Raw genomic sequence first — 20,621 nt, 5'->3', positions numbered from 1 at the left:
GATACTGGCGTACCATTGGTTGTCCTGCCGGGAGACCGGCAGGGATGCTCGAAGAATCAAGACAAGGGGCTGAACGGTTTCGACTTCGCGCATCGAATCAAGGGAAGCGTGCCGGTGCAGGCAAGAGACCACCGTAAGCGTCGTTGCAACCATATAAGCGCCGATTCACATCAGCGCGACTACGCTCTCGCTGCCTAAGCGACGGCTAGTCTGTCGGACCGGGAACGCCCTCGCCCCGGACCCCGGCATCAGCTAGAGGGATCAACCGATGAGTTCGGTCGCGGGACTCATCGGGACACCAACAGCGACTGGGATCGTCATCCTGGCTAGTTCGCGTGACCAGGAGATCCGAGCAGAGACATAGCGGACTGCGCACGGAGAAGCCTTGAGGGAATGCCGTAGGACCCGGGTTCGATTCCCGGCAGCTCCACCGGTAGTACCCAGATAACTTCATATTCGAGACCTCCTTGCCGACAGCAAAAAGTGTCATACCCGTGGAGTACCACTGGATGCACAGTCGGCAAGGAGGTCTCTGTATGCGGATAGTCGTCGTCCAGAGAAGCGCCCATGGAGGCGAAACACTGCGCGCTCCCGACGGCGCGGCATCGCTCCCGTGGTCATCGGTTGTGGAAACGCTCGACCGACACGATGTCCCGACGGACTGCCGTTCAGCGTCGACGACGATGGCTCGCTGAACGGTTGCGACCGACTCAACACTCCTACCTGCTGACCGCGTGGCGTCAACGCGCGCCTACGACGTCGACAGCCTCCGGAGCTTCCACGCCTACCACCTCGCCCGGCTGCTGCGGTTTATCCGAGCGTGATCTGTATGGGTTCAGGACATCTTTGACCGATCGTCACCAGGACATCGTTGACGGGCAATCCGTGGCTGACACGGTCTTGTGGTGGTCAATCCAGAGATTTACGAATCAGATTCCGATGTCGCGGCGCGCGTCACGATCGAGGTCCGCCTGCGCGCTGTCACTGAAGTCAACGACGGTGCACCCGTTGGTCAGGTCGCTGAACGCTATGGCGTCACGCGCCAGACGGTCACTGCCTGGCGCAAACGCTACGAGGCCGGCGGCTTGAAGGCTTTGGCCGATCAGTCACGTCGCCCGCATTCCAGCCCGGGCCGCATCGCCGCCGATGTTGAGGCGTTGATCTGCGAGATGCGCCGGCATCATCGGCGGTGGGGAGCGCGGCGAATCGCTTATGAGCTGGAGCGTGAAATCGGCGGACAGGCTCCGTCGCGTTCGACTGTGCATCGGGTTCTGCTGCGCAACGGTCTTGTGAATACTCAAGAGCAGCAACATAAACGGGTCTACAAGCGGTGGGCGCGGGAGGCGCCGATGCACCTGTGGCAACTCGACATCGTCGGTGGGGTGTTCTTGGTCAACGGACGCGAACACAAAATGCTGACCGCCATCGACGACCATTCCCGATTCGTCGTCGCTGCCACCGTGTTGCCGCAGCCGTCCGGCCCGGCGGTGTGTGACGCGTTCCTCGCGGCGATCAACCGCTGGGGTGCACCCTTTGAGGTTCTCTCCGACAACGGCAAGCAGTTCACCGGAAAATTCACCCGGCCACTGCCCGTCGAGGTGCTCTTCGAGCGGATCTGCCGCGAGAACGGCATCACGGCTCGTTTGACCAGACGTCGTTCGCCGACGACCACCGGCAAGGTCGAGCGCTTCCACCGCACACTGCGGCGCGAATTGCTCGACGAAGTCGGTGCGTTCGAATCCATTGAGGCGGCCCAGGCCGCGATCGACGAATGGGTACATGCCTACAACACGGTCCGCCCGCACCAATCGCTGGACATGGCCACACCGGCCAGCCTGTTTCGAAACCGGGCAGGCGAATCCACACTCACGCCGTCAGACGAGACCCATTCCGCCGACCAGACCACCAATGCCGCACCGCTGGTGCAACCCACCGACACCCGCGCCTCCGGGCCCATCGAGATGGACGTCCGCGTCCCACCCTCAGGTGTCGTGGCCATCGCCGGCCTGCAGCAACTCTGGGTCGGCAAAAACTACGCCGGCCTGACGGTGACCTTATGGATTGACCTGACCCGCATCCATGTCCTGCTTGGCGACGAGGTCATCAAAACTGTCCCATCCCGAGTCACCACCGCCGACCTTGAGCACCTGTCGCTACGCGGTGTCCGCGCCGGGCGAGCAGACCCGGTTGCGCCCGCCGCGACAGGCGTGTCCGCGGGTAAGCGGCCTGCACCCGTCGAAATCGACCGCACAGCAAGCCGCGACGGCATCGTTGTGGTCGCTGGTCGCGACCTGGCCCTGGGTACGGGTATTGCCGGCACCAGAGTGACGTTGAGATTCGACGGTGGCCTCATCCACGCGACTGCAGGGAACATGTTGCTCAAGACACTGCCAAACCCATTCAGCCGCAATGAAGTCCAACAGCTCAAGGGGGTCAGACCCGCAGCATCGCCGCTTCCGCCGCCCCCACCGTCCGGCCCCCAAAGCGTTCAGCGGCGAGTCCCCAAAGACGGCGTAATCATGGTCGCCGGCCAACGTCTGCGTGTCGGCAGAACGCACGTCGGAACGATCGTCACCGTCGTAGTCGATGACCACCACTTCCGCGTCCTGGACGGCACCACAGAGCTGTCACTGCACGCACGGACGTCAACCAAGCCCATCCGCAACTTCAACGCCCACCGCCCCCGCCAACGGTAACCATGTCCCGACGACAACAGGTCGCGTATGTCTTGGGACCTCACAGGTCAAGCGCGCCGTTGCGGGGAATTGGTAGACCTCACCGCGGCAACGACCGAGGATCTGACGGCTTACCGCGATGGCCGCCAGCTGGAAGTCCAAGACACCACACTGGCTACGGAATTCGGCTGTTTCTCCTCCTTCTTCTACTTCGCCATCCAGGTCGGCTGGATGGCGAAAGACCCGATCCCTCGCTGGGGGCGCAACAACCGCAACACCCTCATTTCCCACAAACGGCGCGATCGCCGCGCGCGCTTCCTCAAGGCGGCCCAGACCAGACACTTCCTGGAAGTCGGCATGCGCGGTGACGGCTACGTCCCGGCGAGTGCGCCCGGCTACCCCGAACGCGACTATGTGTACGGGCTGTTACTGGCAACCACCGGCCTGCTACGCGAGGAGTGTGCGTTTCTTCTCGACGCCGAGGTGCCGGTCCCGGAAACGATGGGATCCGAGTCCATCCACGCCTTCGATCGGCTCGGCAAGAAGCAGGTAGTCCGATCCATCTACATCACCGCTCAGGTAGCCCGCGCCACCGACCTCTACCGCCGGACAGAACGGCACCGGGTCGTGCACGCGGCCCAACGCGGCCTCCGTGCCAAGATCCGCGACGGCTCTCTGCTGGTGGTCGATGACCTAATCGAGCGGCGGGGGAATTGGTATGTCGCCACAGGCTCCCAGCGCATTCCGATGGTCCGGTTCACCAACAAGGACCGCGCCAAAGCCGTTCGCATCCGCGATGACGGAACTATCGACCCACTTGCGTTGTTCGTCTCCCGCAGTGGACTTCCACCCGGTCTCGAACGCTGGAACCAACTCTTCTCCGACGCTCGAGGCCGAGTCCGGCCTTGCCATAGTGACATCCTTCCAGCCCGCCCACACGGGGCAAGCCATCTCAGTTGTCACCTATTCGTGCAGCAGACCCGACCGAAGACGCAACAGCCGCTGTCAACAGCCTCACCGTTGACTGGAACCAGCAAGCAGCGAAAGCCGCGAAGCTATACCTCACCGTCGGTGCTTTCTCCCGTAGCGGGCTGATAGAACAACTTGTCACAGGCGATGGGTACACAACTGCGCAAGCTCAGTACGGAGTGTCGGCCGTCGGGTACTGAGGCCACTTAGCAGTCTGCCCATTACAGCAACCCGTCGCCGTCACACGCTTGTCACTCGTCGGCAGGTTCGTACTTGAGGACTTTAGCGACACCGGGGAGCCGACATGGTGGGAATTTGCGACGACTCTGCCGACCTCGATGGCCTGGCTAGTTTGCTCGACAACGTGGTTGGTGAGGCGCGGTCGGAAGGTGGCCTGGTGGAGGTCAAGGTCGATACCCGGGGCCGGGTCAGCGATGTGTGGCTGGACGACCGAGTGTCTCGTGTCCCGGCGGACGAACTCGCGGTGGCAATTGCGGAGGTGTGTGGTGCCGCGTTCAATGACCGGCTTGACCGCCTGGCCGACGTGATCTCTGACTACGACCGCACACAAGGTCTTGCTAACGGTGTGCTTGAGCATTTGCACGCCGCTGTCGACCGGTTGCGGTAGTCGACGGTCGGTAAACCGACCGCACATCGAGTCCCGCAAGCCAACACGGTTAGACCACCGCCCGACATAGGCTATGAGGGTTGCCGCCGGATTGATTGTCATGGGGGAGGGGGTTGTGGTCACCTTCGCACAGTTGCGCGACGCTCAGCCCGCGCTATGGCAGACAGCCGCTGATGACCTCCTGGCGGTGGCCAAGCAATCCGAGCGGACGGCGGGCAATATTCACGCCAACGGGGCGAGGAAGCTAGAGGAGCACTGGCCGGATCACACCGGCACCCTGGCTCGCAACGTGCTGGTTCAGACCGCCGACCGAATGGTTAACACCGGCGTCCTGGCGCGCGGCGCGACTACACCCTTGGATACGTTGCAGGACGCAGTAGAGATCGCCCAGCGGGAACTGAACGCTGCGGTAGCCGACGCGACAGCTAAGGGCTTCTCGGTCGGTGACGACGGAAGGGTGAGTCTGCCGAAGGCCAGCGTGGACCCCGTTGGTGATTTGATGACCGCGTTGCGGTATCAGCAGCGGATTGCCGATGCGGTGCAGGCCGCCACTCAGGCTGACCAGCTGTGTGCCGATGCCTTGAACGCGGTAAGCCTCAACCCCGCCGACATCACCACCGAGCAAGCGCAGAACGCGCAAAGCGCGGCGGTGCGCAAAGCTGTTGAAGAGATGCGCGATCAGCTCCCAGACGGGCTACCGCCCGAAGAAGTTGGAAAGTGGTGGGCGGCTTTGACTCCGCAACAACAGCAGCAACTTCGCCTCGCTGCTCCCGTGGAGTTGTATGACCTGCCCGGCATACCCGCCGACGTCAAAGCGCAGCTGACCAACAACGGCAAGGGATACAACCCTATCGAGGCCGTTAGGTGGGCGTACGCCAATGCCCCCAACGAGGGTCTCAACCGATTTCCCAACAACTGCGCACTGTTCGTGTCTGAATCGCTGCGGGCAGGTGGTCTCTCAGAGGTGGAAGGCCGTTGGAGCAAAGAGGATTGGGCAAACCCGATACCTAACATGCCTAGTGTCCATATTCCCTTTTCCGACAGAAATTTCGACGCCGACCAGTACCGCTATACGAAGTCCTGGTACAACGCCGACGAACAACGGAGTTTTCTTGCAAATAGCGGAGGCTCCTCAGTTCCTCTATCGCAGGCTCGTCCCGGCGATGTCATCTATTTCAACTGGAGCGACTCGGCCGCACATGGCGGTGAAGTCAGCCACCACGCCGCAATCGTGTCAAGCGTCCTTCCTAACGGCGAAGTGCTCTACACCCAGCACACGCCGGGCGCGACAAACTACAGCCTTGAGGACCGGTTGCCGATCAGGCTCCAAGATCAAGATCCGCAGACCGTCGTGGTCATTCGCCCACCTGGAGCGCAATGAGCAATTTCGCTGTGGTGAGGCAGGCTCGATGGTGGTTCGTCGCTGCCGCGATACTGCTGGCCGGTTCATTGGTGGCGCTCTATACAGGTACGTGGCGAGTTGACGCCTGGGTGCAGCAGCTGGAAAGCAATCACTGCGCTACGCCCTGGCCCCCTGCACCGAACCTCACCGCACCTGGGTGGGCGACGGTTGGGCTTGCTATCCCCACGATGGTCTGCCTGCTGGCAGCTTCCGTGCTAGTCCTGATCGGAAAGCACCGCTGGTGGCTTAAAGTTATTGCGACGCTTGGCGTATTAGGCGTTCTGCTGGTGTCGTTGTTCATCTTGCTCGTCGGGTACAGCGATGCAACCTCCGGTGTTGATCGTTATACCGTGAGTGGCAGCGACGGAGGGCCGTTGTGTCCGGCTTCGGGTTAGGCGCTGAGGGGAGATCGCATGAGCGGTGACTTCGTTCAAATAGCACCCACCGAAGTCAAGAACGCCGGAAGCACCATCGAGACCGAGGCAGCCGCCGCGCGCGCCGCGCTTGTCCCGCTGTTCGACTCGGCGCAGCCTGCGGCGAGCGGTAATCCCGGCTTCGTCACAGGGCCGAAGTTGGTGGCCTTGGCGGACGGACTCAAGCGCGAAATGGAGTCCACAATCACTCGATTGGCCGGAACGGGCAACGCCATAGTCTCGTCCGCTCAAGCCATGTACAACGCGGACAACACGCGCGGAATGGACATCGACGCCGACGACGCGACCGGCCTCAGCCGTGTTGCCACCGCACTCAAGGGTCTCGGACAGCCACCATCAAAGTAATTCGGTCGAACCGCGCTTGGTTTAGACTCCTGGCCTTTCGCTGCACATTCGGGGCCTTCGATTGCCCGTATCTTTCCGGCATTAAGCTGTGGGCGTCGGCGGTTCATCGTCGGGCGGCGCGTGGTCTACGCGCGACTATTGCGACTACGAGACCTAAAGCCGCCATTATTAAGGCCGACTGGGTATTACCGAGCCACAATTGGTAGGCCGCTGACAGCTCGGCGGCCGTAATTACGCCTGCGAATTTCCATCCGCCCCGGCCAAGAATCATCCCGAAAATTGCTGCCACACAGGTCACCATTATTACCCAGTACGGAATCTGGTATTCAGCGAATACCGATCCAGGTTTGCCAAACGAGATTCCAAGATCCTCTCGTGCCGCTTCGATTAAACCTATGCGAGCACGTGAGGCCGCTAACCTTTTTTCGTCGTAGGCTTTGATCGCAACGTCTAGTGCCTGGCGTTTATTAGCCGGATCGAGAATCCATTGAGAGTTCCGGACGAATATTTCACTCGAAGCGAAGTGAACGTCAGAGTGCGCGTCTCGCAGCTTGTAGGTCGCGACACGAACCTTGGCTGATCCGACAAGGTCGACACCGGCTGTGGCACGCGATAATTGTTCTTCGGCCGACCGCTCTTGTTTGGTGGCTTCTAATTGGTCGTCCACCATCTGCTTAGTTACTTGGTCAAGCGGGACATCAAAGGTTCGTGTCCGGGATCGATCCTCGGCGTCCTCTAGGATTAATGTTTTTGCGAGCAGCTCGCTGTATGCATTTCTGCGCTCAGTTGTCTGAAACTGCTCAGAACTTAAACTTTTGGTCGATACGTAAGTAAAGACCGGCGCAGCGAGGCCTGGCGCGATCCCGGTGAATGAGTCCAGCTTGTTTTAGAGTCCTGTGGCCCGATGTGGGGCCGAGAAGGGACGATGAACACATGGCTGGTCGGAAGCGGTATTCCGCGGAGGACATCGTGCGCAAACTGCGCCGTGCCGATGAGCTGGCGGCGCAAGGTAAGACCGGTGAGCAGATCGCCGCCGAGCTTGGTGTCTCGGCGGCGACGTTGTACAACTGGCGCCGCGCCTACGGCGGGATGGACACCGACGCCGCCAAGGAACTCAAGGAACTGCGCGAGCAGAACGCTCGCTTGAAGCGGTTATTGGCCGAAGCCGAGTTGGAGAAGGACGCGCTGAGGGAGGTCGCCAAGGGAAAATTCTGAGCCCGGCTGCCAAGCGCCGCGCCGTGGACATGCTCAAGGACACGTTGAGTATGTCGGAACTGGTGTCGTGCAAGGCTGTTGGGCTGGCCCGCTCCACCTACCGCCGGCTGCCGGTCGCCCAGACCCCGGCTGATCCTGATGCCGACATGCGGGCGTGGCTGCGTGCCTACGCCGCCAAACACCCGTGTCACGGGTTCCGGCGTGCCTGGGCGGCGCTGCGCTACGACGAGCGCCGTGAGGTCAACAAGAAGGTCCACCGGTTGTGGCGCCAGGAGGGCCTGCAGGTCAAGGTCTGCTCGCCGCGCAAGCGGGCCGGGGTGTCATCGATCCCGCCGATCGAAGCCGATGCGCCGAATGTGGTGTGGGCGATCGATTTCCAGTTCGACTCCACCGTCGAGGGCAAGGCCATCAAGATCGCCTCGATGCTCGATGAGCACACCCGAGTCTCGCTGTTGAACATGGTCGAGCGTTCGATCACCGGCTGCGATCTCGTCGAGGAGTTGGAGAAGGTGTTCACCGCGGCAGGCGGGCCGCCGAAGGTGCTGCGTCTGGACAATGGACCGGAGATGGTTTCTCAAGCGCTGCAACAGTTTTGCGATGGCAAGGCGGGCATGGCTTACATCCCGCCGGGGTGTCCGTGGGTCAACGGTCACATCGAATCATTCAACAACCGTCTACGTAAGGAATGCCTCAACCGTAACCACTGGAACACCCTGCTGGAGGCCCGCGTGGTCATCGCCGACTTCAAGGAGGAACACAACACCCGACACCGCCACTCAGCACTCGGCTACCGCACACCCGCCGAGTACGCTGCGGTCTGCAGGTGCACCCACACCCCGGTGGCCTGCGAAATCAACTGAATCTGAATCACACCAACCCGACTCTAAAACCGGGTGGTCTCAGAAACGGGGACTCGCCACGTACACGGCGATGCTCCCAAAACACAGAACATGCCATGGACCGCAGATGTCCAGCTCATCGATTCGGTGAAACAACGATTGTCCGATCTCGGAGTCACCAAGCGTCAGCAGAAAGAGATCGGTGACGCGATGCTTCGACTGTGGCTCGAGGCAAACAGCACGTCAAATACAACTGAAATCGACCAGGTACCCGCGATCGAGAACTAGATGGAGGGCCGGCGGCGACCATTGCACTGGGATTAAGTGGCCTTCTTGGGCGCGCAGGCTGGGTGAGTCGCTAACCCTCTCTATCCTGGACGAAAACGATATCAATGCCCTGCCGTCCGAGATCTGCTCGTATCGACTCCAATAAAGACACGTCGACGCTTTCTGGACTGGTCATAGCGATTGTATATTTATAGTTGTAGCCAGTGGGCGTGCTAGTAACGGTCGCCTGAAAGTCAGGCCAAATCCGTCGGAGGCAAGCTCGTATGGTTTCCAAGTGGCGTAATTTGTAGGCCGGGTCCGAGAAAACTCGGCCAGGGTCGCCTGACACTACGTATCGGTGAGGGCGTCGCATCATTTCTGACATGAGCAATCCAGTTCGCTGCTGCGGGTGGGCATGGGCCGTCCGTCATGATCCCATGCTGGCTTCTCGCCCGGCATGGACTAGGTCGTCGACACTGAGATCCCCAGTAGGATCCGGTTGTCGGCCTAGCTAAGGAGCGCCGTGGCGAATCTGGTTTACGGCCCGCACCTCGTTGCCTTTTTCGACATTCTAGGCTTCTCTGACCTCGTAAGCAGAGACATGGGAGACGACGAGGCGCGAACGACCATCGAAATGCTTGACGGCGCGCTTCGCGAGTTGAGAAGAAGACTTGGCCAGCGGTGGAGTTGGGAGACCGGCGAGTTCACCGTCAAGATGTTCTCTGACTGCATCTGTGTTTCGGTCCCAGCAGATCCTACGAATGTAGATGCGTTCTTCCACGAGATCGCGTACCTGCAGTCGTGGATGTGCCTTGAGGCGGGCGTACCGTTGCGCGGAGCCGTCACCGTGGGGCGTCACTTTGTTAGCGAGCAGATGATTTTTAGTGAGGCGCTCGTCGAGGCGTATCAATTGGAACAGCATCCGGCGACCCCGCCATGCATTGTTGTTGCCGATCGACTACATAAGCTGATCGTGGACAGTTACAGAAATTCGGATATAGAAATGATCAACGCTGCCCACTTTCAGAATAGCTATGTCATGCGCGATGAAAGCAGCGGCCACCTTTTCCTCGATTACTTGAACTTCATGCCGGCCTCGGCGGATAACGGGGCCAAGCTGCGACTGCACCGAGAATGGATAATTGCAAACCTAGACAGATATAACCGGACGCTCAAAGTCGTACTGAAGTACGAATGGCTCAGGGACTACCACAACAGCTGGTGCAATTTATTCGAGAAGGACCGCGCAGATCTTTCCGAGCTGCTAATCGAGGTTCCGAACAAGCGATACAGCTTCAACGCAGGCGCAGCAGCAGTTCCGGTCAACGATCACTGAATGCGGTTTGTGTGATCGAGCGATGGTAGTCCGCGCTATGACCGAGCGATATAGGGTCGATTTTGCGCGTAGTTCTCGGGCGATGTGATGGACTACAGTTCGTGGAACCTCGTTCTTTGGAGATCGAGAGCCACCGACCGCGTCTGCTGTGGACGCCGCCACAGGTCTACACCGATGAAGCTCAACCGCCACCGTTGTCGACTGATGAAGGGGTCAGCGGCCTGTGACTGAAAGCGAACCCAGTCGGGAGGATTCGCCGACAAGCGCTGAGTTGCGCGCGATTCCCATCGACGACCCGATACGCCAGCGCGCAAGCAACATTATCGAACCGCCGGTCGATGCCCAGCTTGAGTCACTTCCTACCAACTTGATGGACTGGGAGGACTTCGAGCGATTGCTGCTAGATCTCGGGCGACACGAACTGGGGCTGCGCTCACTGAGCTACTTCGGTAGGCGCGGGCAAGCTCAGAAGGGACTCGACGTCGTCGGCGCGAATGCGCACGGGAAGACCGAAGGCATCCAGTCGAAGCGCTACCAGGAGTTCACCGTCGCAGACTTGGACTCGGCAGTGGAAAAGTACACCCGATCCACGGTGCCGTTCACTCTAGTTCGACTCGTCGTCGGTGTGAGTGCCAAAGTGGACGATCGAGTTGTGGTGGAGCGCAAAGCGGTTCTTAACGAGCAACTGCATCCGGTAGACATCGATATCTGGGACCAGTCACGGATTTCTGAGATGCTGCGCGACAAGCCCGAGATTGTGATCAAGTACTTCGGGCCCCGGGCTGCTGAACGCTTCTGTGTTCCACATGTGCTCGTTCCCCTCGAGATTCCAAGTCCCGACGCAGTGGCTACAGCGGACGCCGTTCTGCTGGGACCACTTATAAGTACCGATGCTCAAAGACTTGTCGATAGAGCCAACGATGTCGCCAACGACGATCCCGATGCGGCACTCGCGCTCTACCGGGAGGTGCAGAGCCGACTAGCGGTGTCGGGGTTCCCCGGCCACGCTGCCGAGTTCGATGACACAGTGGTAGCGCTATCTATTCGCACAGGGCAAGCCGACACTGCAATCCGCCCACTGATGGACGCGCTGTGGACAGCGGAGGGTAAGGGTGACTCACTGGGTGTCGACCGAGTTGTTCGCAGGTTGCGAGACCTCGCCGACCTCCCGGAGTTCGGGCCGACCCACAACAAAGTGCCGCGAACGCCAACACTTGGCGCTGCGTTCGAGATCGCAGACTTCGTTTCAGATCAAATGCATACGCCCATCCCGGCGCGCATCGAGATGCCGGTAGGGGCAACTACTCTCGCCGCTCGCGGCGACCGCGCCCGGGCGATTGTCTTTGCGGCGGAGCGCGCTCTGGGCAATGACGATCTGCCCTGGATCGTCGAACACCGGGAGCAGATCGAGTCGACTGCGGCCGAGGTAGACGTCAGCGACATCGAGTTAGCTATCCGGCTACGTTTGGTGATAGCCGACGCCACAGGGGTGTGGGCCGACTTGGTCCACATTGCTAGAACGCGGATGCGTCGTGACCTGAAGGCCTTGACACTCGCACGTTTTGCCCGCCATAGCCTTCTTCAGGCGGCCCCGGCGGACGCGGACAGCCAGTGGCGCGAAGCTATCGGTGAGGCGTGCTTGGCACAGCGACACGCCGATGCGGCGGATTGGCTCTATAGCCAGCGTTTCGTCGCCAACCGCTACCGCGGAATTGCCGCAGATACATGGCATCCTCTTGCACAGGCGCTTTCCGACTTGCCTTCGCGGCCAAGAATTGTCACAAATGCAACCGAGGCGCGCGAGCGCGCGTTTGCAGCAATACACTACGACGAGCCGAGGGTCGCTGCGATCAACCTTCGGCGGCAACTCCTCGACGGAATTCGATCGGCGTCTTTTCACGATGAACGTGAGGCCCGCCGTCTGCTCGGCCAGCTATACCGCACGACGGATGATCTGCCACTGGCGGCCTATTACACAATCGGAGCAGGCGATCCGAAAGAAGCAGGCGCAGTTGCCGCAGCCTTCGGTGACGTCTACCACGATGTGACCGAATGGATAACTAGCCCGCTGTCGTGGGTGGCAGCATCCGCCCTGCAGTTCGCCACCGAACAAGCCGACCTCATACCCGACGAAGACCTCGATGCCATTGTTGAGCTCGCGCTAAACGCAATCAACGAGGTCGCTACGGGCGCGCGTCTCGACTCTCCAATCCTGGGTCCGCAGATCTATTTGTCGGCGTACGGCCTGCTCGCCGCGCTAGCCGACCGTCTCTCAGAATTTCACGCCCGAACGCTGCTCGAAATGCTCGCCGACGCTGTGGTCGTGGAGGAGCATCACTATCGGCGCACAGACGAAAGCCATGTTGAAATCGCGGCAGGCATCGCCCGCGCCCACGACGGTAACCTTCGGGCCACCGCGCTTGAACAGCTTGTCGGATTGTATGCGCGCGATGCGCACCCGTTCCGGGCGTCTGCCCGCGACACGCTGCTTCGCAACCTTGATCAAGTCCGTGATCGGCTGCAAGAAATGGCCGGGAACGGTCACCATGAGGCTGGCGCCCTGCTCGGGTATAGCGATCCCGAGCACATCTCTCCGGAAGCGGCCCAAACCGCGGCGGAGCGCCTGAGTCAACCGACTAGAAACGGACCCAACGGGTTCGGGACTGGAACGGGTGCGGTCAACGACTCGCTGCTTGCCGCCGTGCTGCCGGTGGAGCGGCGCATTGCGTGCATCGAGATGCTCTTGACAAACGCGGCCGCGCCATGGGAGCCGTCTTCGAACAGAGACAGTTACCTTCTGGCGGCAAGCAACCTCGTGGACGATTTACACGAAGTTGATCGCATCCGATTCTTCCGCTCGGCCATAGATTTCGCGGCCAGTCCGCCTCCATCGCAAGCAGATGCGTTCAACGCTTCGATGAGTAGTCCGCTAGGCATGATGCGGATTAGCGACAATAGTGACTGTCGGCCGGCAGCAACTTTCCTCGCAGGGAATCTGGCGAACACTGTTGAGGAGAAGCGACAGGTCCGCGATGCGGCGCTGCGTCTCATAGGGTTTGGTTCAGACGATGATTACAGAGTCACAAAGACGCTTCAACTCGTTCAATCTGAGCTGGGGGACAGCGTCGGTCTACTCGCAAGGGGCAGCTGGACATTACGTAGTCTTGCCGCCATTCTCTGGGCAGAGGCAGGCGGCCTACCCGAGGAATTCGGGCGGGTATTTAGTCAAGACCGCGATGTCCGGGTAAGGCGCGCTCTCGCAAGCGCATTGGTCAGCGCTGACGAAGGAAACGGCGCAGAGGCCAGAGACGTGCTCTCTCATGATCCCAGGTGGTCGGTGCGCTCCATACTGCGCACGCCGTGATAAGGCTGGGTGACGGAGCGCGGTATCGCAAGTGATTGTGTGCGCGGCAAAAGATTATCAAGGTTTCGCGACACGCTGGCGCCTCGTCAACGTAGCCCGGCGATTCTATCAATCTTCCCTGCATCAACGCATCGGCGGCTTCGTCATGTCATCTTGGCCACGATTCGAGAAGCCGTGCCCCGCAGTTCTGTCAGTGCCCGGCACTACAGTTTCTACCCGTGGCTAGGTACAGGGGCGGACCCAAACCGTGGGAGCAGAGTGACGCTGAGGGAAGAAAGCTAGACCCTCGTCAGTTCCCCGAGATGAATGCTGTCTTCTACATGGCCGATCCTGCTGACTTCATCAGGATGAGAACCGAAGCCCTATCACTGATGGCGTGCCAAGATGAGGATCTGCAGCCTGCCTACGGTGCAGATAGAACGATCGGGACACTTAGGATCGCAGGGACTACGCCACCGACTCGCGAGTCGCGTGAGAGATACATCCGCACCGAAGCTGTGATGATTGTTCACCATGCCTCTGAGGCGCTTCTTCGGTTGTTCTATGCACATGTTGATCACGTCAAAGACTGTCCGTGGCTGGGCATGTCGGCTTCCACCGATTTTGCGGAATTCAAGATTCGCCTAGCCGACGCCGTTAAAACCGGCTTCAACCGCGATGAGATCGCCATGATTTTCCTCGGCGGCACTACACCTGCAGATGCGGCGATCGCTGTCCCCGAAGATGATTTTGAAGACGCGGTGGACGGATTGCAGATGCTGCTCGTCGACTGCGCGAAGCGGTTCATTGAAGACTCGTTCCTCTACAACGCAGTCAAGCATGGACTTGCCGCGGTTGATACCGACGATGACATGAAGATGGTCTTCACCACTGGTGATGGTGATCAGATCCCCCTGCATACGGGTTCGATGCACATGTTCCTGCACCGAAAGAGACATCCCGCAGCCGGGAAGGCGGAACGGCAGTGGCACTTCACGTTGGCCGATGTGAATCCACAGCGCGAGTTGAGTGTGTCGGCGCTCATTGGGCGCGCCATCGAGTCGCTTTGGTCAGTCGCTCGACGTCGCTACGTCGGATCAGCTGGCGGAGGCGTGTACCTCATCAGCAAGGCATCCGTTGAATTGGCAGTCTATGGCACCGTGCGTGAGGCGATGAACCTGCTGCGCAAGATCACGAGCGAGCTGATTAAGACCGACGCTGCAGGGGTGAACGATGCGACCCATCATGTCCCCATCGTGTACGAGATTCCGCGCGAGTGGGAGCCACCGAGCGGCGAGCACGATACCGATAACCGCTATGTGGAACTTCCTGTTCGGCAACAGGATAGGAGAATCTACTCGACCAGTCTCACCGCCTACCTGCCGATAACGCCATCGGGATATCAGAGGAGTTAAGCAGACTCCGTTCCACCGTGCGTCGACCTGCGCGCTGTAGCTACCGCAGAAAGCGCGACTGTAGTTTGGCGCGAATACACCGACGTCGACCCGACCCGCAATTGGTCAGCCCTGGGGCGATCCTTGAGCAACCTCGGCAACTACCAACGCGCCGTGAACCGCCTCGAGGAGGCGGAATCGACATTGAGAGAAGCGGTCGAAGTACTCGGGCCGACTGCGGCCGAGAACAACAGCGACCTCGATGCTTTGGCAACGGCGCTGGAGAACCTGGCGGCGGTGTATCTGGATTTGGGCCGCAACAACATCGCGGTCGACACCGCCGAGCAAGCGCTGCACTTCAGACGTGATCTGTTCGAAGCCGACCACGATCGTTACGCGGTCGCCCTCGCCTCAGCGCTGAACAACGCCAGCGCACAATACGGCGCGCTCGACGATCACGTACAAGCGGCGCAACTCGCCGGCGAAGCAGTGACCATCCTCGCCGATCGCACCGACACGCCCAAAGCGCATGAGATGATTGCTGCTGCGTTGAACAACTACGGCTTGAGTAGTCTTCGTGCTGGCGATGCCGAAACCGCCGTGCAAGCCGCCGAAGCGGCTGTTTCGGCATACCGCGGCATCCTAGCAGGTCAGCCTCGCGCCGCCGCCGGTCTTCAACGGCTTCGGCCACCTTCGCATCCAGTTCGGCGAACAAGGCGCCGAGTTTGTCCTCGAGGCTCCAGCGGCTGCGATCCGACCACGATCTGGTGCGGTAGTATTTGCCCAGTTGCAGCGTCAGGCGCCCGGAGCCGACCTTTCTGGCTTGCAGGGGGATTCGCTGCCAGGAGTACTTCGACGCGCTCAGCGTCGCTTCGTCAGGCACGTCGCAGTCGACGAGTTGTTCGCGCAGGCTGAGTTGGAAGGCGCCATCGCTGCTAATGATCTTCAGCCAGCCGTCGTCTTCGGGGTCGCGGTTCATCGACCATCCCCGCACCGCACATTCGTTGGCTACGGCCTGCAAAATCCGCAACGCGCGTTCCATCGTGGGTTCGGTCACGGGCAGTCGAATCCCGGATACCAGGTCGCGCACGGCATCGGTGATCGCGACGCTCGACTGCGGCACGGTCACCTTCGGCGATGGAGGCCGTCGCGGGCCTTCATCGTCGTGTTGCAGGCGGATCGTCAGATCGCCATGATCGCGTCCGGTGTGACGCAGGACGAAACCCTCGGGTAGGTGATGGCCGGTTATTAAGCGGTGAATTGCTCGCCGGTACATCGCCCGTTGGCGATCGGTCGGGGATGGCACCGTGAGCTGACTGCCTGCGGACGTTAGCTGCACCAGGAGTTCCGCGGCGAGATCCGTTACTTTGGGCCGGTTCAGCGAACTTCCGGCGCCGCCGTTCGGGATGGTGTCCGAAGGGTAGCTGCCATTCAAAATATAAAACCGGCCATCATCGGTGAGTTGGGCCGACCACTTGTTGCGACGCCGGTCCACGGTGACCAAGCCGCGCACGGCTAACGCGTAAGCGGTTGTCTTGTAGGTGAAGTCCTGCCACACACCTGCGGGGCAGCCCTTGGCGATCCACTGCAAAACCTCGACCTGGCGGGGGGTCAAGGGCTGGTTGCGGCGCATAACTACACAATGGTTTTGGCGTGGGCGCAGGGGCGCCTGACCGCTTGACCCGGGCGATGTCGGCGTCGTCTGGGACTAACCTGTGTCGCGGACCACGCTGAGCACACGATGGCCGAGACCGCGGCCACGTGGATGACGGTCAATGGCGCGTGATGTGAGCCTTCGGCCGAGGATGCTGCGTAGATGGTCTTGATAGCGCCACGCGCTGCTTCGTTCACTACACACATGCGAGCGCGACATGAGTGGACCTCAGCATCCGGCCACATTAAGCAAAGTGGGTCGGGCTCAGCCGACGGAAGGGCGTGCGCGGTAAGCATGAAGTGATGCTAAGACCGCCGAGACGCGCTGATAGGAATTCGGTGCGGTGATCGACCAAGCGACCAACACGGTGACCGCCACTACCCTTTCCGTCAACCTCCACAATGTCTACGGGGTGGCTACCCGGCGTGGGTACTCTCGCTCCGTGGCGTTGGTGAGCGGTCAAATCTTCGCCGGATGCACGATCATTCGGTTGCTGGGATCTGGGGGAATGGGTGACCCTCCGGACGCCGTCGAGAGAGAAAGTGACCAAGCTGTCAAGGGCGCTGCTGCGCGCTCGGCGCGTCGAAGTTGAAGACGTATAACGGTCGCCCGTTGAGGGAACTGTCCTGCTGGTTAAGGTCTTTGCTTTCAGGAGGGGAGTCGGCGTGCACCGGATCATTGCAGCGCACAAGGGTGAGCTGATCGGCGTCAATTTGGAGAAACCAGCGGAGTTCAGGGCTGTACAGCTGGTCGACGCGAATGCGGATTTCATCACCGTAAAGGCCGAGAAGGGACCCGTGGTGCACTACTCGATGCGCTATGTGATCTCGGCGTCGGAAGGCCAGTTCTCGCTCTACGCAGGAGTGACCAAGAAGAACAAGCCTGTGACTCTGCTGCTACAGGTGTATCAGTTCGTCGTGAGTGGCGGTGGCGGGTCCTTCGGCATTGGAATCGCGTTTTAGAGCTGCGCCGCCACACGCCGAGGACCAACAGTTTTCACAACCAGCGGACTCTGAAACTTTGAGTGGTCATTGTGCTTAGTTCGCGGTGCCGTGAACCTTCCTCGATGAGCAGGTCCAGGGGTTCATTTCGAGCACTTCCGCGATGCGCTCCACGGCAGTGAGGGTGAGGTTCCGCTCGCCGCGCTACAGGCCGCCCCCATCTAGGTGTGGTTCACGCCGAGCACGAGGGCGAAGGCTTGCTGGCTGAGACCACGGCCATCCCGGACTCAGAACAGGTTGCGGCCCAAGGTTCGCTGCAGATCGCCCTACATGGCGAAATCGACAATGCCGAGCTGCTACTTGAGTGTGTACAGACTTTCAAGGCATCATCAGCCAGGGCCCGGACTGCGCACCGCCGCCCAACCGCGCGGAAATTTGTTGTGGCGCAACAGGTTGCAGTCGAAGTGATTGGTCTTCCACTTCGGGCACCCGGGACGTGGTCGATCGCTGCGAAAGGAGGGCTTGCTAGCCGCTTGCCCAGGAGACTTCTGTCCGTTGAGCGAAACGGGTATTAAGGCCATGTGGCCGGGCCACTTGCCTTAACCACCCGCGATGACCCAGGAGGGCTGAAAGCATGACGCACGCATGGGTGATTCGCTCCGGACAACACGGTGAGCGTGACAGCTGGGCGCTGCAATCAGGATGCTCGGGCGGAGGCTGGGGCAGGTCGAAGACTTATCCGAATGCTCCACGCGGGAGGACGTGGCGCACGCGACCGCCAAGGCTTACCCGGGTGCGAGCGAAGCCAAGCTTGCCAACTTCACGGGCCAGCTATGGGCACTGCGTGGCCGGATCAAGCCAGGCGACTTGATGGTCATGCCAATGAAGACGACTAAACAGATAGCCCTAGGTCGGGTCACCGGCCTGTACGAATATCGCGCGAGCGAACAGGACGGCAGTAAGCGCCATTTGGTGGCGGTGGACTGGAAGAGGACAGACTTGCCCCGGACGGCAGTCAAGCAGGACCTGCTCTTCACTCTCGGTAGTGCGATGACGATCTTCAGTCCGAACAAGAACAATGCCCTGGCCCGATTGGAACAACTACTTGAGCACGGCACCGATCCGGGGCAAGTTGTTACGCCCCTAGTGCCGAAACAAAAGGCTGGGCAAACGGTTGACACGACCGAGGGTGTAGACGAGCCCGAACTATCACCAGATATCGAAGAGGTTGCCAAAGACCAGATCACGATCAGGATTACCGAAGAGTTCTCCGGGCACGGGCTCGCCTCGCTGGTGACCGCATTACTCGAGGCGGAAGGAATGAGCTGTAGGCAATCTCCACCAGGTCCGGATGGCGGGATCGACATCGTCGCCGGTCAGGGATTGTTGGGCCTGGACAGCCCGATCTTGGTGCAGGTTAAGTCTGGCGGCCAGGTCGGTTCCCCCGTCGTTTCTCAGCTACAGGGCGTGATGTCGGCCTACGGAGCCTCCCAGGGCTTGCTGGTGGCTTGGGGAGGGCTCTCCAAGCAGGCCCTGGATGTGCTCAAGAGTCACCAACTACGGATTCGTGTGTGGGAGGCCAGCGACGTGGTCGACTCGGTGCTGGCGCTCTACGAGAAGCTGGATGACGACATTCGCAGCCGCCTGCCGCTCAAGCGAGTATGGATGCTGGCCGACCAGGGGGCCTAACCGCCCTTGATCGACAGCTTCATTCTGACCGTCAATCGCACAAGAAAGCCGGGGAGGCTGAGGTCCAAACGGCCATCGTTGTTGAGCTGGCAGGCTACGGGAGGAAACGCCAAGCGGGGAGGCGGCGGTGGACGCCTGTCGGTACGCCATGACATCATGGTGTCATGACGCAGATCAGGCATGCTAAGACCGACACCACAGCGTTGACGGTGCGCTTGCCTGTCGAGCTCGCCGAGGCGCTGAAGAACTATGCCTTCGTCACTGAGACGTCCGGCAACGATGTCGTCAAACGTGCGCTCCTGGAATACCTGCAGGTCCATGGCCGCCAAGACCTCATGCGCTCGGCGTTCGAGCGCGTCATGGAACAGCACCGCGAGGCACTTGAAAAGCTCAAGGACCTGTAGGTGTGACGACCTATCTGTCCATCACTGACGTGTTGGACATCAATCAGAAATTCGTGGGTCCGGGTCAACTCCGCGACTACGGCCTTCTCGATGCTGCGGTAATGCGTCCGCAGTCCAGCGCGTTCGGCGCGGACGCATTCCCCAGCCTTCACGACAAAGCGGCGGCCCTGCTGCACGGACTGGCTTGCTACCACCCGTTCGTCGACGGCAATAAGCGCACCTCGTGGTCCGCGACCGCGACGTTCTATGACTTGCACCGTTACGTCCTCCCGGTGCGGAGTGATGACGTCGTACGACTGATGCTGGACGCCGCCGAAGGACGCTGCGACGTCGAGGACATCGCCGCCATCCTCAAGAGCTGGGCACAACCCGTCCCGGTCAACGACGACTGGATGGACAGCGCACCGGAGCGGGCACGCTTGCGCCGGACTGACGAAAATCAGATCACCGAACTCACGCACGACATGCTCCAAGAGATCGACGGGCTGCTAATCGCCCACGGACTCGACCACGATCTGCGAGCGAGCGCGAAAGAACTGTGGAAGGCAATAGACACGACTGCCGAAACAGTGGCGCAATCAATCGAAAGCGGACTCCCACTGCAGGAAGAGTCGTTGCAAAGTCTGCGCAGGATGCGGCATAACCTGTTAACAATTCATCCAGACATGCCGCCGGAGTGGGCCGACCAGGTGAACGCACATCCCCTGTTCATCATGCTCGACGCCCTGGAGATGCAACCACGCCTCAGGAAATCCCCGGGCCGGTCGAAGAAGCAACCCAAGCGCCGCCGACGGTAACGGGCGTGTGCGCCTCGCGGGCCGGCTATTTCTTGACGCGCAGCGTGGCCAACGCCTTCGGGGTGGCGAAGCCGGTGTCCACTAGCTCGGCGACACCATCGTTGAACGAGATCCCCGCTTCGTTGGCGATTTCGGTCAACTTGGCTAGCTCGTCGTCGACCGCGGCCTCTTGACGCCGTCAAGACCTGACAAGGAAACCGCTGGTAACGAGCGGGACCGAACCGAAACGAGACGTAACGAAACCGCAGGTGAATAGACAAAAGCCCAGGTAGAGCGTCGGGTTCGATTC

At 60.5% G+C, this 20,621-nt stretch carries 19 protein-coding genes and 1 other RNA gene; 17 read left to right on the top strand and 3 right to left on the bottom strand.

All coding sequences use genetic code 11. The features are described 5' to 3' along the window. The first annotated feature begins 65 nt into the window (after positions 1–65). Together ssrA and QXK92_RS11785 are read left to right on the top strand one after the other, a co-directional pair. Positions 66–433: a transfer-messenger RNA gene (gene ssrA, locus QXK92_RS11790) on the top strand. A gap of 487 nt (positions 434–920) precedes the next feature. Continuing rightward, the gene (locus QXK92_RS11785; RefSeq protein WP_306244350.1) at positions 921–2,696 is read left to right on the top strand and encodes an IS481 family transposase; all 1,776 of its coding nucleotides are present in this window, start codon (positions 921–923) and stop codon (positions 2,694–2,696) included. Between the two features lie 426 nt (positions 2,697–3,122). On the opposite strand, the gene QXK92_RS11780 is transcribed toward QXK92_RS11785, so the two are convergent. Next, positions 3,123–3,317 carry a hypothetical protein gene (locus QXK92_RS11780; protein WP_306241801.1) on the bottom strand — a complete coding sequence of 65 codons (195 nt, stop codon included), beginning with the start codon at positions 3,315–3,317 and terminating at the stop codon, positions 3,123–3,125. Between the two features lie 314 nt (positions 3,318–3,631). Between QXK92_RS11780 and QXK92_RS11775 the strand changes: the two genes are divergently transcribed. The 5 genes from QXK92_RS11775 (at position 3,632) to QXK92_RS11755 (ending at position 6,453) form a co-directional block, all read left to right on the top strand. Further along, complete coding sequence (locus QXK92_RS11775) at positions 3,632–3,844, top strand: Ltp family lipoprotein (RefSeq protein ID WP_306241800.1); 213 nt, start codon at positions 3,632–3,634, stop codon at positions 3,842–3,844. Between the two features lie 104 nt (positions 3,845–3,948). Then, a complete protein-coding gene (locus tag QXK92_RS11770) occupies positions 3,949–4,272 on the top strand; it encodes a YbaB/EbfC family nucleoid-associated protein (protein ID WP_306241799.1) in 324 nt (107 codons plus the stop codon). A gap of 115 nt (positions 4,273–4,387) precedes the next feature. After that, positions 4,388–5,653, top strand: coding sequence for an amidase domain-containing protein (locus QXK92_RS11765; protein ID WP_306241798.1), 1,266 nt, complete (start codon positions 4,388–4,390; stop codon positions 5,651–5,653). Continuing rightward, positions 5,650–6,069, top strand: coding sequence for a hypothetical protein (locus QXK92_RS11760; protein ID WP_306241797.1), 420 nt, complete (start codon positions 5,650–5,652; stop codon positions 6,067–6,069). Before QXK92_RS11765 ends, QXK92_RS11760 begins: the two co-directional genes overlap by 4 nt. An 18-nt stretch (positions 6,070–6,087) precedes the next feature. Further along, positions 6,088–6,453 (top strand): hypothetical protein, encoded by a 366-nt coding sequence (locus QXK92_RS11755; RefSeq protein ID WP_306241796.1) that lies wholly within the window; start codon positions 6,088–6,090, stop codon positions 6,451–6,453. Positions 6,454–6,556: 103 nt separating this feature from the next. Here the strand turns inward: QXK92_RS11755 and QXK92_RS11750 are convergent, their stop codons facing one another. After that, positions 6,557–7,123 carry a hypothetical protein gene (locus tag QXK92_RS11750; protein WP_306241795.1) on the bottom strand — a complete coding sequence of 189 codons (567 nt, stop codon included), beginning with the start codon at positions 7,121–7,123 and terminating at the stop codon, positions 6,557–6,559. Positions 7,124–7,386: 263 nt separating this feature from the next. Here QXK92_RS11750 and QXK92_RS11745 point away from each other — a divergent pair. The 4 genes from QXK92_RS11745 to QXK92_RS11730 all read left to right on the top strand — a co-directional run bounded on the left by QXK92_RS11745 (position 7,387) and on the right by QXK92_RS11730 (position 14,868). Continuing rightward, positions 7,387–8,528, top strand: a protein-coding gene (locus tag QXK92_RS11745) for an IS3 family transposase (protein ID WP_306241794.1) whose coding sequence is annotated in 2 segments (ribosomal slippage) — positions 7,387–7,654 and positions 7,654–8,528 — 1,143 coding nt in all. Because the reading frame shifts where the segments join, the coding sequence is not laid out codon by codon here. 769 nt (positions 8,529–9,297) lie between these two features. Next, entirely contained in the window at positions 9,298–10,110 is an 813-nt protein-coding gene (locus QXK92_RS11740; protein WP_306241793.1) for a hypothetical protein, read from the top strand. Positions 10,111–10,333: 223 nt separating this feature from the next. Beyond that, a complete protein-coding gene (locus QXK92_RS11735; protein WP_306241791.1) occupies positions 10,334–13,474 on the top strand; it encodes a hypothetical protein in 3,141 nt (1,046 codons plus the stop codon). 302 nt (positions 13,475–13,776) lie between these two features. Next, a complete protein-coding gene (locus tag QXK92_RS11730) occupies positions 13,777–14,868 on the top strand; it encodes a hypothetical protein (protein WP_306241790.1) in 1,092 nt (363 codons plus the stop codon). A 105-nt stretch (positions 14,869–14,973) separates the two neighbouring features. On the opposite strand, the gene QXK92_RS11725 is transcribed toward QXK92_RS11730, so the two are convergent. Continuing rightward, positions 14,974–15,234 carry a hypothetical protein gene (locus tag QXK92_RS11725; RefSeq protein WP_306241788.1) on the bottom strand — a complete coding sequence of 87 codons (261 nt, stop codon included), beginning with the start codon at positions 15,232–15,234 and terminating at the stop codon, positions 14,974–14,976. Between QXK92_RS11725 and QXK92_RS34100 the strand changes: the two genes are divergently transcribed. The 6 genes from QXK92_RS34100 (at position 15,145) to QXK92_RS11700 (ending at position 20,332) form a co-directional block, all read left to right on the top strand. After that, positions 15,145–15,762: a hypothetical protein gene (locus QXK92_RS34100; RefSeq protein WP_371934551.1), complete on the top strand. Its 618-nt coding sequence runs from the start codon at positions 15,145–15,147 to the stop codon at positions 15,760–15,762. The genes QXK92_RS11725 and QXK92_RS34100 overlap by 90 nt on opposite strands. After that, the gene (locus QXK92_RS34095) at positions 15,746–16,081 is read left to right on the top strand and encodes a hypothetical protein (RefSeq protein WP_371934509.1); all 336 of its coding nucleotides are present in this window, start codon (positions 15,746–15,748) and stop codon (positions 16,079–16,081) included. The genes QXK92_RS34100 and QXK92_RS34095 overlap by 17 nt, the downstream gene beginning before the upstream one ends. A 1,085-nt stretch (positions 16,082–17,166) precedes the next feature. Next, positions 17,167–17,463 (top strand): hypothetical protein, encoded by a 297-nt coding sequence (locus QXK92_RS11715; protein ID WP_306241786.1) that lies wholly within the window; start codon positions 17,167–17,169, stop codon positions 17,461–17,463. Positions 17,464–18,204: 741 nt separating this feature from the next. Further along, positions 18,205–19,131: a restriction endonuclease gene (locus tag QXK92_RS11710; protein ID WP_306241785.1), complete on the top strand. Its 927-nt coding sequence runs from the start codon at positions 18,205–18,207 to the stop codon at positions 19,129–19,131. Between the two features lie 164 nt (positions 19,132–19,295). Continuing rightward, positions 19,296–19,535 (top strand): DNA-binding protein, encoded by a 240-nt coding sequence (locus QXK92_RS11705; protein WP_306241784.1) that lies wholly within the window; start codon positions 19,296–19,298, stop codon positions 19,533–19,535. 2 nt (positions 19,536–19,537) lie between these two features. Further along, positions 19,538–20,332, top strand: a complete 795-nt coding sequence (locus QXK92_RS11700) for a type II toxin-antitoxin system death-on-curing family toxin (RefSeq protein WP_306241783.1) — start codon at positions 19,538–19,540, stop codon at positions 20,330–20,332. Positions 20,333–20,621 lie beyond the last annotated feature (289 nt).

It is taken from the genome of Mycobacterium sp. TY815, assembly GCF_030755135.1.
GTDB lineage: Bacteria > Actinomycetota > Actinomycetes > Mycobacteriales > Mycobacteriaceae > Mycobacterium.
Note: the sequence above shows the minus strand (reverse complement) of the source record. Positions and strands in the feature narration are given on the sequence as shown.